We start from the raw sequence: 15,356 nt of genomic DNA, 5'->3' as shown, positions 1-15,356 counted from the left end.
GCGCGGCTCGCCGCACTCGACGGACGCGCGGTCACGCTCGATCTCGCCGGCGCGACCGGCCGAAGCGCGCCCGCGTTGCGCATCCTCGTCGGAGGCGACCGCCTGCGCGTCGGCCCCGCCTTCGAGGGCGACAGCGCGTTGCGCGTCGCGGCGACGCCCGGCAGCCTGCTCGGGCTCGCATTCGCGCGCGGACGCGACGACGCGTTGCCGCCGGGGCGCGTGCAGATCGCCGGCGATGCCGAACTGGCACGACGGCTCGAGCAGCTCGCGCGCGGTTACGCGCCCGACATCGACGCCGCGTTCGCGCAGGCGTTCGGCGACGTCGCCGGCACGGCGATCGCGCGCGCCGTGCGCGGTGCGTTCGGCGGGGCGCGCGCGTCGGCGCGCTCTCTCGCGCGTGACGCCGCCGAGTTCCTGACGGAGGAAGGACGCGACCTCCTCGCGCGCGCGGAGCTCGACGGCTTCCTCGACGACGTCGATGCGCTGCGCGAGCGCGCCGAACGGCTCGACGCGCGCGTGCAACGCCTGCGAACCGGTCGCGCATGATCCCGCTGCGCCAGTTGCCGCGCCTGCTGAAGATCGCGCGCGTGCTCGCGCGCCATCGCATCGACGAGCTGCTGCCGGCTTCGCGACGGCCGCGCGTGCTCGCCTGGCTGCGCGCCGTCATACCGGCGCCCGGCGCCGACGTGCTCGCACTGCCGCGCGGCGAACGCCTCGCCCTCGCCCTCACCCAGCTCGGCCCGATCTTCGTCAAGTTCGGGCAGATCCTCTCCACCCGGCGCGACCTGCTGCCGGCCGACGTCGCCGATGCGCTGACCCAGTTGCAGGACCGCGTCGCGCCGTTTCCCGCCGGGCAGGCGCGGGCGGCGATCGAGCGTGCGCTCGGCGACACCATCACGGCGCGTTACGCGAGTTTCGACGACGCGCCACTCGCTTCCGCGTCGATCGCTCAAGTGCATGCGGCGACACTCGCCGATGGCCGCGAAGTGGTGGTCAAGGTGCTGCGCCCGGACATCCATGCGCGCATCGATGCGGACGTCGCGCTGCTGCGCGCGCTCGCCGGCGTGGTCGAGCGCACGCACCCGAGCGCGGACAAGATCCGTCCGCAGGCGATCGTCGACGAGATCGAGACGACGCTCGTCAACGAACTGGACCTGCAGCGCGAGGGCGCCAACGCATCGCTGCTGCGGCGCAATTTCGCCGGCTCCGACGATCTCTACGTGCCCGAAGTGCACTGGTCGCACACGAGCGCCGGCGTGCTCACGCTCGAGCGCGTGCGTGGCATCCCGGTCGACGATCTCGCCGCGCTCGACGCCGCGGGCATCGATCGCGTGGCGCTCGCCGAGAAGGGCGTGCGCCTGTTCTATACGCAGGTGTTCCGCGACAACTTCTTCCACGCCGACGCGCACGCCGGCAACATCTGGGTCGACAGCGATCCGGCGCGCAAGGCCAACCCGCGCTTCATCGCCCTGGATTTCGGCATCACCGGGCAGCTCTCGCCGGAAGACCAGTACTACCTGGCCGAGAACTTCATGGCCATCTTCAACAAGGATTACCGGCGCATCGCCGAACTCCACGTCGAGGCGGGCTGGATGCCCGCGACGGTGCGCATCGACGAGCTGGAAGCGGCCGCGCGCGCGGTGTGCGAGCCCTATTTCACCCGTCCGCTGTCGGAAATCTCGCTGGCCGAGGTGCTGCTCAAGCTGTTCCGCACCGCGCAGAAGTACGAGCTGACCCTGCAGCCGCAGCTGATCCTGCTGCAGAAGACCCTGCTCAACATCGAGGGCGTCGGCCGCCAGATGGATCCGCACCTGGACATCTGGGCGGTCGCGCGTCCGGTGCTGGAGAAGATCCTGCTGGAGCGTTACAGCCCGCAGCGCGCGGTGCAGGAGTTCCGCAAGCGCCTGCCGGAAATCATGACCCATGCGCCGGACATGCCCCGGCTGGTGCATGCGTGGCTGACCCAGCAGGTCGAAGGCAGGCACGAACTGGCGATGCGCTCGCGCGATCTGGCCGATCTGGCGACCACCCTGCGCGGCATGCAGCGCCGCATCGTGGCGGCGATCCTCGGCGTGGGCCTGCTGCTGGTGGCGGCGGTGCTGTACGGACTGGACGCGGGCGGACCACGCATCCTGTCCGTCCCCGCTTCGGCGTGGATCGCGGGCATCGGCGGCCTGTGGGCGCTGCTGGCGGCCTGGCCGCGCCGGTGATCGGAACCCGCTCCCGTAGGAGCGACATGAGTCGCGACCGGATACCCGCCGCGCTTTCACGACTCACGTCGCTCCTGCAGTTACCCCATGACGATCTTGGCAATCAGCGAGTGATGACCCGATGCGGAAACCGGTATCCCTGAAGTTATTGCTGGCGTTGACGGTCCTGGCGCTTGGCGCCTGCACGCACCTGCCGAAACAGGAACACAATCCGCTCGCGCAATGGACGCCGTCGCCGAACCACGAGGCGCGCCGGCCGATCCTGATCGTCATCCACGCCACCGAGCAGAACTCGGTGGCCGAAAGCCTGGAAACCCTGCGCACCGAGAATTCCGGCGGGCCGGTGAGCGCGCACTATCTGATCGGCCGTGACGGCGACCGGTACCAGCTGGTGCCCGACGAACTGCGCGCCTGGCACGCGGGCGGCGGACGCTGGGGCACGATCACCGACGTCAACAACGTGTCCATCGGCATCGAGCTGGACAACGACGGACGATCCGAATTTCCACCCGCGCAGATCGACAGCCTGCTCGTCCTGCTGGAGGATCTGTGCGAGCGGTTGTACATCCCGCGCACCCAGATCGTCGCGCATGCCGATTTCGCGCCGACCCGAAAACAGGATCCCGGCACGCGCTTTCCGTGGCAGCGGCTGGCGCAGGCGGGATTCGGCATCTGGCCGGCCGCGGACGCGCCGCCGGCGCCGGACGGTTTCGATCCCTGGAACGCGCTGCGCCTGCTCGGCTATCCGCTGACCGATCGCGCCGCCACCGTACGCGCCTTCCACCGCCGCTTCCGCGGCACCGAGAACGACGTGCTGGACGCGGAGGGCCTGCGCATCCTGGCGTCGCTGGTGCAGCAGCAGGCCGGCGCCGAACGATAACGTCGTCGTCGCGCGCTAGCGGCCCGACAGGCCGTAGGCGGCGGGCGATCCGGCCTTGAAGGACAGATCGGGACGCGGCGTCAGCGTGTCGCCCTCCAGGCGGAACGCATGCACGCGATGTTCGATCATGCTCTGCGCGAACACCGTGCGGGAATCGTCGAGGAAACCGACGCCCTGCGCCCAGCCACCGAGCTCCGCCTCCGCCACCGGCCGCAGCCGTCCGGATTCAATCGCCAGCACCACCAGCCGGCTGTGCGTCGAATGCAGCGGGTGCGAGCGCGGCATCGTGCTCATGTTCTGCAATGCCGCCGCCGCGTGGCGGCCATCCGGGGCGCAGGCCACGCCTTCGGGGGAAATGCCAACCGAGGTGGTGTCGATCACCCGCGGCAGCGCGCCGCGCGTATCGATCAGGCTGATGGTGTCGACATCGCCGGTGACCTTGCCGTAGTTCGCGACCACCGCCAGCCCGGTGGCGCCACAGAACGACAGCGCCGTGGGGCCGATGCCGGCGCTCAGTTCATGCACGGCCGGCAGCACCGGCCGTCCCTCGGCCACCGCCAGCCAGGCAATCCGGCCGCTGCCGGGCAGGCTCAGCAGCGCGTGGGCGCCATCGGCGCTGAAACCGGCGGCGATCGGCGCGCTGCCCGCCTCGAAACGGACCACGTCGATGACCTCCCAGCGATCCGCGCGCTTCTCCAGCACGCTGACGCTGTCGGCGCCGGTATGCGGCACCCAGGCGTGGCGCCCGTCCGGATGCAGGCTGACCGATGAAGGCGCGGCGGCCAGGGTCAGGGTCTGGCTGACGCGCAGGGGCGTGGCGGCCAGATCGATCACCGCCATCGTGTGGTTGGCGGTGAACGCGCCGGCGCGCTCGGGATCGGCGCGGGTGAAGGCGGTGACCAGCGCTTCGCGACGGTCCGCGCTGATGGCGACGCTGGAAGGCGGGCCCTGGAAGCTGGTCGGCACCGCCGCTTCGCCCAGCGGGCGCCAAGGTTCGACGGCGGTGTCGTAGAACGCCACGCGATCCGGCGCCGGGGTTTTCAGGATCTCCACTTCGCCGTTGCTCATCCTGGCCTTGCCGTCCAGCGCCACACCCAGGACCTGAGCGGGCAGTGGACCGGATGCGAGCAGGCACGTCGCGAACCATCCGGCGGCCATGGCGCGGCCGAGCAGGGCGTGACGAAGGCTGGAGCGACGGGGCATGGGCGTGTTCCCGGAACAGGGCGAAGGAGGCGAATCCTAAGGGCATCGGCGCGCCACGCGTGTTCAGCGGGCGTGAGCGCGTCCTTCATGAACGCCAGCGAGCCGGGGCGGGGCCGCGGGCGGCGACTTAAAGCCCTTTTAATGCCGCCGGCGCAGGATGCCCCCGACGCAACGCATGCCCCCGCCCGAGGAAACCCATGAACCTGTTCCCCGCACTCGTGCCGCGCAATCGTGTACCCCTCCGGATGTTCCAGGCCGCCGCCGGCCCCGTGGTCACCCGGGTTTCCCGCCAGGACGTCGACGTGCTGATGGCGCTGTGCGACCTGCATGGACAGGCCGCCCAACTGCCGGTGAGCGACATCGATGCGCAGGACGGCATGCTCGAACTGATGGAAGCCCTGTTCGAGGCGCCGCTGCGTGCCTGGGCCTGGATTGCGCGCGAGCGCGAAACGCCCATGGGATACGCCGCCGCGACGATCGGCTATTCGCTGCTGGAACGCGGTTACTACCTGCGCCTGGAGTCGCTCTACGTGGACCCGGCCCATCGCGGACGGGATGTCGAAGCGCGCCTGCTGGCTTCGGTACGCGAGACCGCGGCGCAGCTGGGCTGCATCGCCGTGCACTGGCAACAGGGCGCGCAGGTTTCGCCGCTGCGCGTCGAAGGCGCGCGTGTCGACGCCGCGGGCAATGGCACGTTGCGCCTGGCAAGCCCGGTCGCGTCATGAGCCGCAGGCGCCGCCGCTCCTCCCCCCGGCGGCGCCTCGGCCGGCGCCTCGCCACCTTCTTCCTGATCCTGATCGTCGGAACGCTTTACATGTCCCTGTCCGCCTGCAGCACCGTCGCCTATCCGCAGTCCCCGCAATACCGTGAGCGCGCTTTCCGCAATCCGGTGGAGCCGCGCCAGCCGGCCACCCGGGAAATGCCCGGCCTGTGGTGGCGTTTCATGTTCGGAAAATCCGACCGCACCGTGCCGCCGGCCGCGTTGCCGATCCGCTCCATCACCCGCGCGGAACTGGAGGCGGCCGCGGACGGCACGCTCTACCGCATCGGCCACTCGACCCTCCTGCTGAAACTGGAAGGCGGCTACTGGCTCACCGACCCGGTGTTCTCCGAGCGCGCCTCGCCGGTGCAATGGGCGGGACCCAGGCGCTTCCACGCGCCGGCCATCGCGCTGGCCGATCTGCCGCCCATCGCCGGCGTGATCCTGTCGCACGACCACTACGATCACCTGGACAAGGCCAGCATCCGCGCGCTGGCCGAGCGCACCGAGCGCTTCATCACGCCGCTGGGCGTGGGTGATCTGCTGGCGCGCTGGGGCGTGCCGAGGGAGAAGATCACCCAGCTCGACTGGTGGCAGTCGGTGCGTGCCGGCGGACTGCACCTGACCGCCACGCCCGCCCAGCACTTCTCCGGCCGCGCGCCCTTCCAGACCAATCCCACCCTGTGGGCATCCTGGGTCATCGAGACGCCGCGGCAGCGGATTTTCTTCAGCGGCGATACCGGCTACTTTCCCGGCTTCCGCGAGATTGGCGATCGGTTCGGCCCGTTCGACCTGACCCTGCTCGAATGCGGCGCCTACGATCCGCTGTGGGAAGGCGTGCACATGCTGCCGGAGCAGAGCGTGCAGGCGCATCTGGATCTGCGGGGCCGCTGGATGATGCCGATCCACAACGGTACCTTCGATCTCGCCTTTCACGACTGGAACGCGCCGATGGAAGCGGTCAGCGGCATCGCCGCCAGTCGCGGCGTGGCCGTGAGCACGCCGATGATCGGGCAGGCGGTTTCGATTGCCGAGCCGCAGCCGTTCACGCCGTGGTGGCGGCTGCCGCGCTGATCGCGCTCAGCGATCCGGGAAACGCACTCGGACCGAGAGGCCACGGCCATCCAGGCCATCGTCCAGCGTGATCCCGGCGCCGTAGGCCTGGGCGATGCGCCATACCAGCGACAGGCCGATGCCGCTGCCACGCTCGCCGTTGCCGTTGCTGCCCCGGAAGAAGCGATCGAAGATCTGGCCGCGTTCCTCCCGCGGAACCCCGGGACCATTGTCGGTGACGGTCAACTCCACGCCGGTGTCGTCCGCATCGCGCCCGCAGGCGACCACCACCCGGCCGCCTTCGCCGCTGTAGCGGATGGCGTTGTCGATCAGGTTGCGCACCAGCACGCCCAGATCATCCAGATCCCCACACACCGGCGCGACCGCGGTGTTGAGCACGATGGTCTGCTGCCGGCGCGCGGCCATGATCTCGAATTCGCGGACCACCATCGTGACCACCTCGGCCAGTTCGACCGGCGCGTGCTCGTGACGCCGCTGCGAGGCGTCGATGCGCGCCGAGTCGAGCAACTGCTGGGCCAGCCGGGAGGTGCGTTCGATGCCGTGTTCCAGCTGGCCCAGCGCCTGGCGAGCGTCGGATTCGGAGCCGGCGCGCAGGGCGACCTGGGTCTGGGTCAACAACGCGGCCAACGGCGTGCGCAACTCGTGCGCCGCATCGGCCAGGAACTGGCGTTCGCCCTGCATGGCCTCGCCCAGTCGCGCCAGCAATGCATTGAACGAATCCAGCAGCGGCTGGATCTCGCGGGGGATGCCGATGGTGGAGAGCGGGGCGAGATCCATGGCTTCACGCCGCGCCATCTGGTCGCGCAGGCGATTCACCGGCCGCAGGCTCCAGTGGATCGCCGCCCAGATCGCCAGCGCCAGCCCGAACAGCAGCAGCACCGCCGTCAACAGGCTCATCTTGATCCAGAACGCCAGCTCGGACCGCAACTGGGAGCGCGACATGCCGACCTGCACCTGCACGCGACCGGTCGCGTCGGTCACCGCATAAACGCGCCAACGCTCGTTGGCGGCGTCGGTGGACGCCAGCCCGGGCTGGAAACTGGGCTGCATCGGCGTTTTCGGCGCGCCGGCCGAGGAAATGATGCTTTCGCGCCGCTGCAGGCTCCATACCTGGAAGCGGATCTTGTCGAACTTGTTGAGCGGCCCGGTGGGCACTTCCGGCGGCAACGCCAGACGCGACCGGCCGCCGATGCTGTCGACGTCGCTGGGCATCGACATCAGGATCTGCTGGCCCACCTCGCGCAGCGTCTGGTCCCAATGGCCGCTTTGCTGGCGCGTGACCTGTACATACTGGCATCCCAGCCAGATCAACCAGCCAATCAACATCACGCCCATCAGTATCGCGAGCAGCTTGCCCTTCAACGAACGATGGTGATGATGCCGCCTCATTCGCCGTCCCCGATGCGATAACCGAAACCATGCACGGTGGTGATCAGATCCTCGCCCAGCTTGCGCCGCAGCTGGTGGATGTAGACCGCGATGGTGTTGCTTTCGATGGTGCCGTCGCCGCCGTAGACCAGCGACTCCAGCGCATCGCGCGCGATCACCCGCCCCTGGCGTTCCATCAGCGCCAGCAGCGTGCGGTATTCGTGCACGCCCAGCTTGACCGCCTGTCCACCCCGGGTGACCTGGCGCGCGGCCGGATCCAGCACGATGTCGCGGTAGGACAGCACCGGCGCCACCCGGCCCTGGCTGCGACGCACCACCGCGCGCAGGCGCGCGCACAGTTCATCGGTCTGGAAAGGCTTGACGATGTAGTCGTCGGCACCGGCGTCCAGCCCGCGCACGCGGTCGCTGAGCTGGTCGCGGGCGGTGACGATGAGCACCGGGGTGGTGTCGTAGCGCTGGCGCAGCGCGTGCAGCACGTCCAGGCCCGAGCCGCGCGGCAAGCCCAGGTCCAGCAGGACCGCGGCGAAGGCGTGATCGATCAGCGCCGTCTTGGCCGCGCCGGCATCCTCGGCGCGCGCCACCTCCCAGCCATCCTGGCGCAATGCCGCGGCCACGGCGTCGCCGAGCATGCGGTCGTCTTCCACCAGCAGGATCGGGGTCACGGCAGCGGTCCGGGATTCAGGGAGCACGATGGTAAACGGCCGGCTTTAAAGCCGTCTTAATCCGTCTCCGCGCGCCGGCCGCCGACGAATCAGCAGGCCTGGCGGAACGGGATCACGCCAGGCCAGGAAAATGCGGGTGGTTCAGGGGCTCCCGCCGGAGCAGACCTGGCCGCCGTTCGAGTCCTGCGTACAGGTCCGGGGCCGGGAAGTGTTCTTCCATGTCTGGACGCGGTTGACCCGGGCAATCTCGTCGCGGCGTACCTGTTCCTGCGTGTACTCGGCTTGATCCCGGAAGCGTTCCGATTCCGATTTCTGTCTGGCTTCCGCAACCGGGCGTTCCTTCTCCTGCGTGGAAGCGCAGGCCGCCAGCAAGCCGACCATGGAAACGAGGACGATCCGATGAACGACGGTGCACATGCTTCTCTCCTTGTCCGGAAATGAATGCTTGTGGAAATCCCGGTCGCAAGGACGACCGGGTGGCATAGCGAGACTCGTGGGCGGGGGAATCGATCTGGCGACAGTCCGGATGAATGGAGAGGGAACAAACAGGAACTATGGACTTTTCGCCTGCCCGCTCGCCGCGTCCGGCGCCGGGAGAGCCTTGGCGAAATCACCGGCCACGTACACGCTCAGCGTCTCGGGTTTGAAGTGCTTGCGGAGGGCGGCGTTGACCTGTTCCCGGGTCAGCGCGGCGTAGGCGGCATCCAGATCGGCGGTGAACTGCATGGTTCGCCCGTAGTACGCCTGGTCGGTCAGCATGCCGGCGACCGCGCCGTCCTCGGCGCGGCCCTGGCGGCGTTCGGTCAAGGTGCCCGACACCGCGTCGCGCAGTTCCTCCTCGGTGATGCCGTCCTTGATCAGGCGGGCGAGCTCCTCGCGCACGGCGGCTTCGACCCTGGCCATGTTTTCAGGCGCGGCGATGGCCTGGATGTTGAAGCTGCCGTTGTCGTCGATGCCCTCGCGGCTGTCGTCGGCGCGCACGGCGCTGGAGACGCCGTAACTCAGGCCTTCCTTCTGGCGGATGCGATCGCCCAGCCGCGATTTCAGCGCGCCGCCGCCGAAGATGCGGTTGGCCAGCAGGATCGCCGGATAGTCCGGGTCGGTGACCTTGAGCGACAGGTTGCTGCGCGCCAGCAGCACCGCATTGGGTTTGTCCGGGGTGGACAGGCGCTGGTTGACCGCCGGCACCGCCGTGTAGCGGGTATTGATGGGCGCGTAGGGATGCCGCGAGGTCCAGCCGGCGAACAGGGATTCCAGCTGCGCGCGCACCTCCACCGGATCGAAGTCGCCGACCACCGCGATCTCGCCGTCGGCGCTGCCGTAGAAATCACGATGGAACGCGGCCAGGTCTTCGCGCTTGAGCGCCTTCACCGCGGCGATGGCGTCGTCGAGAGTGTCGATGTGCAGTGGATGGCCCTTCGGCCAGGGATCGAAATGATGCGCCAGCGCCTGGCCCGCGACCGCGCCGGGTTCCTTGCGCGAGGCCTCCATGCCGGTGAGCGCCTGCAGGCGCAACTGCTCGAACTCGCTTTCCGGGAACGCCGGATGGCGCAGGATGTCGGCCGCCAGCGCCAGCGCGTCGGCCAACTGCGCGCGTCGGCTGAGCAGCGAAATGCCCGCGCCCTGCAGGCCGCCGCTGACGCTGGCCTGGGTCTTCAGCGCTTCGAAGCGCTGATCGATCTGCTCCCGGCTCAGCGTGGTGCTGCCACGCATCAGCATGGCGCCCGCCAGACCCGAGGCGTCCTGCCGGCCGGTCAGCGAGGCGGCGTCGCCGAAACGGAAGTTGGCGTCCACCACCACGGTTTCGCCGCGGGTCTTGCGCGGCAGCAGCGCCACCCGCAGGCCGTTGCCCAGGGTGAAGCGCTGGGTGCGCGCTTCCAGGTTCTGCGGCGTGGGATCGAACTGCTCGCCGGTGGAAACCGCGGCGCGCCCGACGTAGCCATCCACCAGTTTCGCCACGTCGGGGCGCGGGGTGATGGTGACGCGATCCGGCGGATCGGTGGGAATGAAACGACCCAGCGTGCGGTTGCTTGGCTTCAGGTATTGCCCGGCCACGCGGTTGACGTCGGCGGCGGTGACCTTGGCGATCGCGTCGCGGGTGATGAACAGCAGGCGCCAATCGCCGGCGGCGAGGAATTCGGACAGCCCCATGCCGACCGCGTTGACGTCGGTGAAATAGAGATCGTACGCATTGGCGATGCGCTGCCTGGCTTCCTCCACTTCCGCCTCGGTCACCGGTGTGCGCGCCACGCCTTCGACCTGCGCGAGCAGTTCCTGTTCCGCCTTGGCCGCGTCGCCATCCTTGGGCAGCACCGCCAGCGCGGTGAACAGGCCGGGATCCCGCATCGACTCGCTGCCCGCGCCGGTGCCGGCGGCGGTGCGCGGCTGCACCAGCGCCTTGTGCAGGCGGCCGCCGGGAGTGTGGCCGAGCACGTTGCCCAGCACGCTCAGCGCGGCGCTGTCCGGATGGCCGGCGGCGGGAATGTGGTAGGCCGCGGCGACGATGCGCACGTCGCCGACCCGGCGCACGTCGACCTGGCGTTCACCGTCCTGCGCCGGCTCGGCGGTATAGAACGCGGGCAGTATCCGGGCGGGTTTCTTCAGCGGGCCGAAACGGGCGGCCACACGCGCCAGCGCCGTGGCCGGATCGATGCGGCCGGCAAGGATGAGGGTGGCGTTGTCGGGCTGATACCAGGTCCGGTAGAAACCCTGCAGGCGTTCGATCGGCACGCCTTCCACGTCCGAACGCGCGCCGATGGTGCTGTTGCCGTAGTTGTGCCACAGGAACGCGGTCGAACGGATGCGCTGGAACAGCACGCCGCCGGGATTGTTCTCGCCGGCCTCCAGCTCGTTGCGGACCACGGTCATCTCGCTGTCCAGATCCTTGCGGGCGATGTTGGAATGGACCATGCGGTCGGCTTCCATCGCCAGCACCCAGTCGAGGGTGGCGTCGTCGGCGGGGAACGAGGCGAAGTAGTTGGTGCGATCCAGCCCGGTGGTGGCGTTGAACTGGATGCCGCGCTTCTTCATCTCGCCGCTGATGTCGGCATGGGTCGGCGTGCCCTTGAACAGCAGATGCTCCAGCAGGTGCGCCATGCCGGTCTCGCCGTAGTTCTCGTGCACCGAACCCACGCCGTACACCAGGTTCACCGTCACCGTGGGCTTGCTCGCGTCCGGGAACAGCAGGACCCGCAGACCGTTCGCCAGCCGATACTCGCTGATGCCCTCCACGCTGGGGCCGGCGACCATGCCGCGGGGCAGGGCGGCGTCGGCGAATGCCGTGGGCAAGGCGCCGAGGCTTAGCGTCAGGCCCAGGCCAAGTGCGAGAATGAGACGGCGTGGTTGCATGCAGGACTCCTGGAAAACAGCAGTCCCGAGTTTCGCAGATTTGCCGGAGACAGGCGTTACATGAGCGATTTCGAAAGCGGACAGGACATCGGCGGCGTGCTGTACCAGGATGCGGATCTGGCGGTCATCGACAAGCCGGCCGGGCTGATGGTCCACGACAGCAAGCTGGCGCGTGGCGAGACGGAGTTCCTGGCCGACCGCCTGCGCGAGCGTTTCGGCAGGCCGATCTTCCTGATCCACCGGCTGGATCGCGCCACCAGCGGTTGCCTGCTGATCGCGTTCGACCGCGAGGTAGCCTCGGCGCTGGGCCGCACCTTCATGTCCCGGGAAGTGGAGAAGGACTACCTGGCCATCTGCCGTGGTTGGCCGGAGCCGCGGATCGATCTCGACTACGCGCTGGATGGCGGACCGGGCAAGCCGGAGAAGCGGCCCGCGCTGACCCGCTTCACCCGGCTGGCGACCGGTGAACTGCCGGTCCCGTCGGCGGGATTCGACAGTTCGCGCTACGCGCTGCTGCGCTGCCGCCCGGAAACCGGCCGTTTCCGCCAGATCCGCCGCCACCTCAAGCATCTGTCGCATCATCTGATTGGCGACAGCAGCCATGGCGATGGCCGCCACAACCGCAACTTCCGCATGCAGGGCGTGCATCGCATGCTGCTGCACGCGGTGCGGCTGTCATTCCTGCATCCGAACAGCGGCGCGCGCATCGAAGCCGTCTCGCCGCTGGATGCGGAGTTCAGGCGTGCTTTTGCGCTGTTCGGCTGGGACGAAACGCTGCGCTGAAATCGCAACTCCACGCGGCGGGAGGATGGCCCGGCCGCGCTTCCGTCATCGCGCTCCGACGTGCCGGATCAACCGATCTTCAGCGCCGCCATCACGATCAGGGCCAGCGCGCTGGCGAAGCCCAGCGTCCATACCAGACTGCGCAGCGCGGCCTGGTTGGCGATGTAGAGCATGCCGTGCAGGACGCGCGCGACGGTGAACACGATCGCCAGCAGGTTGATGGTGGCGGGATCGACGCCGGCCAGCTGCGCCATCAGCACGCCGGCGACGAACGCCGGGAAGGATTCGAAACCGTTGAGATGCGCGGCATGGGCGCGATGCGAGCGTGGATTGTCCTGCCTGGCCTGCCACTCCCGCGGTGAGCGGTTGTTGTAGCGCTCGCCGGAACGCTTGGCGATGGTCACCCACAGGTAGGGTAGGACGGCGGTGATCAGGATGCACCAGTAGGCGATGGACATGGATTCCTCCTTGGATTGCGGCATAGCCTAGCCGAAGCGCATGCGCGCGGGATGTCCCGGCCTGGGGAATGTGTGCCCGGAAACAACAACGGCGCCCAAGGGCGCCGTTGTTCTCACGTCATCGCGGCTTACTTCGCCGCCGGCTGCATCATCTTGTCGCGGGCCGCCTTGAACGGATTGCCCGGATACCAGTTCGGCCACTTGTCGCCACCGGCGATCTCCTTGCCGACGCCGTACAGCGTTTCCAGATCCTGCACCGTGCCATCCAGCTTCCAGGTTTCCGGGTAGTACTGATCGCTCGGCGAGTGATAGTGCTTGGCGTAGTCCTCGGCCGCCCGCTTGCCGGCCTCGGTGCCGCCATCGATCAGATCCTCGCCGCCGTCGGCGTACAGCGCAGGCACGCCGGCCTTGGCGAAGTTGAAGTGATCCGAGCGGAAGTAGAAGCCGCTCTGCACCGAGGTCTCGCCATGCAGCGTGCGACCCTGCGCGGCGGCGATCGGCTTGAGCACGTCCTCGAGCTCGGAGCTGCCGAAGCCGACCACGGTGATGTCCTTGGCCTTGCCGGCCACCGACATCGCGTCGATGTTGATCACCGCCGCGATCTTGTTCAGCGGGAAGGTCGGGTGGGCGACGTAGTACTTGGAGCCGAGCAGGCCGGATTCCTCCAGGGTCACCGCCAGGAACACCAGCGAGCGCTTCGGCTTGGGCTCCTGGTGGGCGAAGGCGTCGGCGATTTCCAGGATGCCGGCCACGCCGGTGGCGTTGTCGATGGCGCCGTTGTAGATGTTGTCGCCGGTCTCGCCCTCGTGCTTGCCCAGGTGATCCCAGTGCGCCATGTACAGCACCGCCTCGTCCTTGCGATCGGTGCCGGGCAGCACGCCGACCACGTTGCGCGAGTTCTTCTCGCTGATGGTGCTCTTCAGATCGATGGATGCCTTGGTCTTCAGCGTGACCGGCTTGAAGCCGCGCTGGTTGGCGGCCTTGTAGGAGGCATCCAGATCCAGGCCGGCATCGGCGAACAGCTGCTTGGCCGCCTCGGCGGTCAGCCAGCCCTGCACCGGGATGCGGCGTTCCGGATCGTCCTTGGCGGGCAGGTCGTACTGCGCGCCGGACCAGGAATTCTTCACCACGTCCCAGCCATAGCTGGCGCCGGGCGTGTCATGGACGATGAACGCGGCGGCGGCGCCCTTGCGCGCGGCTTCCTCGAACTTGTAGGTCCAGCGCCCGTAGTAGGTCATGCGCTTGCCTTCGAACAGCTTCTCGTCGCCGACATGGAAGCCCGGGTCGTTGACGAACATGACCACCGTCTTGCCCTTCCAGTCCTGGCCGGCGTAGTCGTTCCACTGCTGTTCCGGCGCGTCCACGCCGTAGCCGACGAACACCATCTCGCTGGCGTCGACCTTCACTTCCTTCTCGCCGGTGCGGGTGCCGGCCACGAAATCCACGCCGAACTTCAGCTCGCGCGATTTGCCGTTGCTTTCCAGCTTGAGCACGGTGCCCTCGCTGGCGGTGGTCTCCACCATCGGCACGTCCTGGAAGAAGCTGCCGTTGTTGCCCGGTTGCAGGCCGATGCGCTTCATCTGCGCTTCCAGGTAGGCGACGGTCTTTTCCTCGCCGGTGGAACCGGGGCCGCGTCCTTCGAACTCGTCGGAGGACAGGGTCTTCACCAGTTGGGCGAAGTCGGCCTCGTTGATGGCCGGGGCAAAGGCGTGTTCCGCCGGCGCCGGAGCGGCGGGCGCGGCGGCGGCCGGCGCTTCGGCATCAGGCTTCTTGCACGCGGCGAGCAGGGAGGTGGCGGCCAGCACGGCCGCCGCCAGAGGGAGCTTGCGGGACATCGGGATTCCTCGAACCGGGGAATCCCGAGTGTATGCGATCGCTCCGGGGGATGCGCCCGATCAGTCGGCCGGCGCGCTGGGGGTATCGAACGACTTGGCGGTGGCGCCGGTGATCGGGCCGGTCTTGGCCGTGCGGTGGACGTACAGGACCACCTCGCGCTCGAACACCATCGGACCATCGATCACGGCGTTCGGGCCGATCACGATGCGCGGCAGGCGCTTGCGCTCGAAATTGAAGTTGCCCTTCGGCTTCACCACCTTCAGTCCGCCGCGCACGTGCGAATCCACGCCCACCGTGATGTCGCCATTGACCGTCTCGATGCCGCCGCCCACGTCGGTGCCGACCAGTCCGATCGCGCCATTGACGGTGGAAACGCCCTCACGCACCTTGCTGCCGCGATCCAGGAAGATCGAGCCGTTGACGGTTTCGACCTCGCCGTCGACCTGCACCTTGCTGCCGGCCTTGATGTGCCCGTTGACCGTTTCCAGGCCGCTGGTGCGCGCGCCGTTGCCGACGTCGATCGAACCGTTGACGACTTCGGCGCTGCCGGTGACGGCGTTGTCGTCGATGGTGATGGAACCGTTGACGGTGCTCAGATCGCCATGGGTCCGACCCGCCTGGGCGGTGATGGAGCCGTTGACCTTGGAGACATCGTCATCGGCGAAGGCGGGGGCGGCCGCCAGCGCCAGGGTCAGCAGCAGGGCAGAGGAAGTACGGGTCAAGGTGAAGTCCTGTTCGTCGAAAGTTACGGGT

General features: G+C 68.6%; 14 protein-coding genes. 6 read left to right on the top strand and 8 right to left on the bottom strand.

Annotation, left to right across the window (positions count from 1 at the left end):
- The 3 genes from ACTHN1_RS02240 to ACTHN1_RS02230 form a co-directional block, all read left to right on the top strand.
- A partial coding sequence (locus tag ACTHN1_RS02240) for a ubiquinone biosynthesis accessory factor UbiJ (protein WP_440469346.1) occupies nucleotides 1–546 on the top strand: 546 nt, incomplete at its 5' end.
- Between the two features lie 5 nt (nucleotides 547–551).
- Nucleotides 552–2,210: a ubiquinone biosynthesis regulatory protein kinase UbiB gene (gene ubiB / locus ACTHN1_RS02235; protein WP_440469347.1), complete on the top strand. Its 1,659-nt coding sequence runs from the start codon at nucleotides 552–554 to the stop codon at nucleotides 2,208–2,210.
- Between the two features lie 121 nt (nucleotides 2,211–2,331).
- Nucleotides 2,332–3,090, top strand: a complete 759-nt coding sequence (locus ACTHN1_RS02230) for an N-acetylmuramoyl-L-alanine amidase (protein WP_440469345.1) — start codon at nucleotides 2,332–2,334, stop codon at nucleotides 3,088–3,090.
- A gap of 15 nt (nucleotides 3,091–3,105) precedes the next feature.
- On the opposite strand, the gene ACTHN1_RS02225 is transcribed toward ACTHN1_RS02230, so the two are convergent.
- Nucleotides 3,106–4,293, bottom strand: a complete 1,188-nt coding sequence (locus ACTHN1_RS02225) for a hypothetical protein (protein ID WP_440469344.1) — start codon at nucleotides 4,291–4,293, stop codon at nucleotides 3,106–3,108.
- Between the two features lie 197 nt (nucleotides 4,294–4,490).
- On the opposite strand from ACTHN1_RS02225, the gene ACTHN1_RS02220 reads away from it, so the two are divergent.
- Both ACTHN1_RS02220 and ACTHN1_RS02215 read left to right on the top strand, forming a co-directional pair.
- On the top strand, nucleotides 4,491–5,018 hold the full coding sequence (locus ACTHN1_RS02220; RefSeq protein ID WP_440469343.1) for a GNAT family N-acetyltransferase: 528 nt from the start codon (nucleotides 4,491–4,493) through the stop codon (nucleotides 5,016–5,018).
- 89 nt (nucleotides 5,019–5,107) lie between these two features.
- Nucleotides 5,108–6,127 (top strand): MBL fold metallo-hydrolase, encoded by a 1,020-nt coding sequence (locus ACTHN1_RS02215; RefSeq protein ID WP_440469342.1) that lies wholly within the window; start codon nucleotides 5,108–5,110, stop codon nucleotides 6,125–6,127.
- A 6-nt stretch (nucleotides 6,128–6,133) separates the two neighbouring features.
- Here ACTHN1_RS02215 and ACTHN1_RS02210 read toward each other — a convergent pair whose 3' ends face one another.
- From ACTHN1_RS02210 to ACTHN1_RS02195, 4 genes are all read right to left on the bottom strand, one after another.
- Complete coding sequence (locus ACTHN1_RS02210; protein WP_440469341.1) at nucleotides 6,134–7,516, bottom strand: ATP-binding protein; 1,383 nt, start codon at nucleotides 7,514–7,516, stop codon at nucleotides 6,134–6,136.
- Nucleotides 7,513–8,178, bottom strand: a complete 666-nt coding sequence (locus ACTHN1_RS02205) for a response regulator transcription factor (RefSeq protein ID WP_440469340.1) — start codon at nucleotides 8,176–8,178, stop codon at nucleotides 7,513–7,515. The genes ACTHN1_RS02210 and ACTHN1_RS02205 overlap by 4 nt, the downstream gene beginning before the upstream one ends.
- Before the next feature lie 141 nt (nucleotides 8,179–8,319).
- On the bottom strand, nucleotides 8,320–8,595 hold the full coding sequence (locus ACTHN1_RS02200; protein ID WP_440469339.1) for a hypothetical protein: 276 nt from the start codon (nucleotides 8,593–8,595) through the stop codon (nucleotides 8,320–8,322).
- Between the two features lie 135 nt (nucleotides 8,596–8,730).
- Complete coding sequence (locus ACTHN1_RS02195) at nucleotides 8,731–11,526, bottom strand: M16 family metallopeptidase (RefSeq protein ID WP_440469338.1); 2,796 nt, start codon at nucleotides 11,524–11,526, stop codon at nucleotides 8,731–8,733.
- Nucleotides 11,527–11,586: 60 nt separating this feature from the next.
- On the opposite strand from ACTHN1_RS02195, the gene ACTHN1_RS02190 reads away from it, so the two are divergent.
- The gene (locus ACTHN1_RS02190; protein ID WP_440469337.1) at nucleotides 11,587–12,309 is read left to right on the top strand and encodes a pseudouridine synthase; all 723 of its coding nucleotides are present in this window, start codon (nucleotides 11,587–11,589) and stop codon (nucleotides 12,307–12,309) included.
- 68 nt (nucleotides 12,310–12,377) lie between these two features.
- On the opposite strand, the gene ACTHN1_RS02185 is transcribed toward ACTHN1_RS02190, so the two are convergent.
- The 3 genes from ACTHN1_RS02185 to ACTHN1_RS02175 form a co-directional block, all read right to left on the bottom strand.
- Complete coding sequence (locus tag ACTHN1_RS02185) at nucleotides 12,378–12,767, bottom strand: MAPEG family protein (RefSeq protein WP_440469336.1); 390 nt, start codon at nucleotides 12,765–12,767, stop codon at nucleotides 12,378–12,380.
- Nucleotides 12,768–12,895: 128 nt separating this feature from the next.
- Nucleotides 12,896–14,602: a M28 family metallopeptidase gene (locus ACTHN1_RS02180; protein WP_440469335.1), complete on the bottom strand. Its 1,707-nt coding sequence runs from the start codon at nucleotides 14,600–14,602 to the stop codon at nucleotides 12,896–12,898.
- 60 nt (nucleotides 14,603–14,662) lie between these two features.
- Nucleotides 14,663–15,325, bottom strand: a complete 663-nt coding sequence (locus tag ACTHN1_RS02175) for a hypothetical protein (RefSeq protein ID WP_440469334.1) — start codon at nucleotides 15,323–15,325, stop codon at nucleotides 14,663–14,665.
- Nucleotides 15,326–15,356 lie beyond the last annotated feature (31 nt).

The organism is Pseudoxanthomonas sp. (genome assembly GCF_051953815.1).
Taxonomy (GTDB): domain Bacteria; phylum Pseudomonadota; class Gammaproteobacteria; order Xanthomonadales; family Xanthomonadaceae; genus Pseudoxanthomonas_A.
The sequence above is the reverse complement of the archived record's forward strand: the minus strand, read 5'-3'. Positions and strand labels throughout refer to the sequence as shown.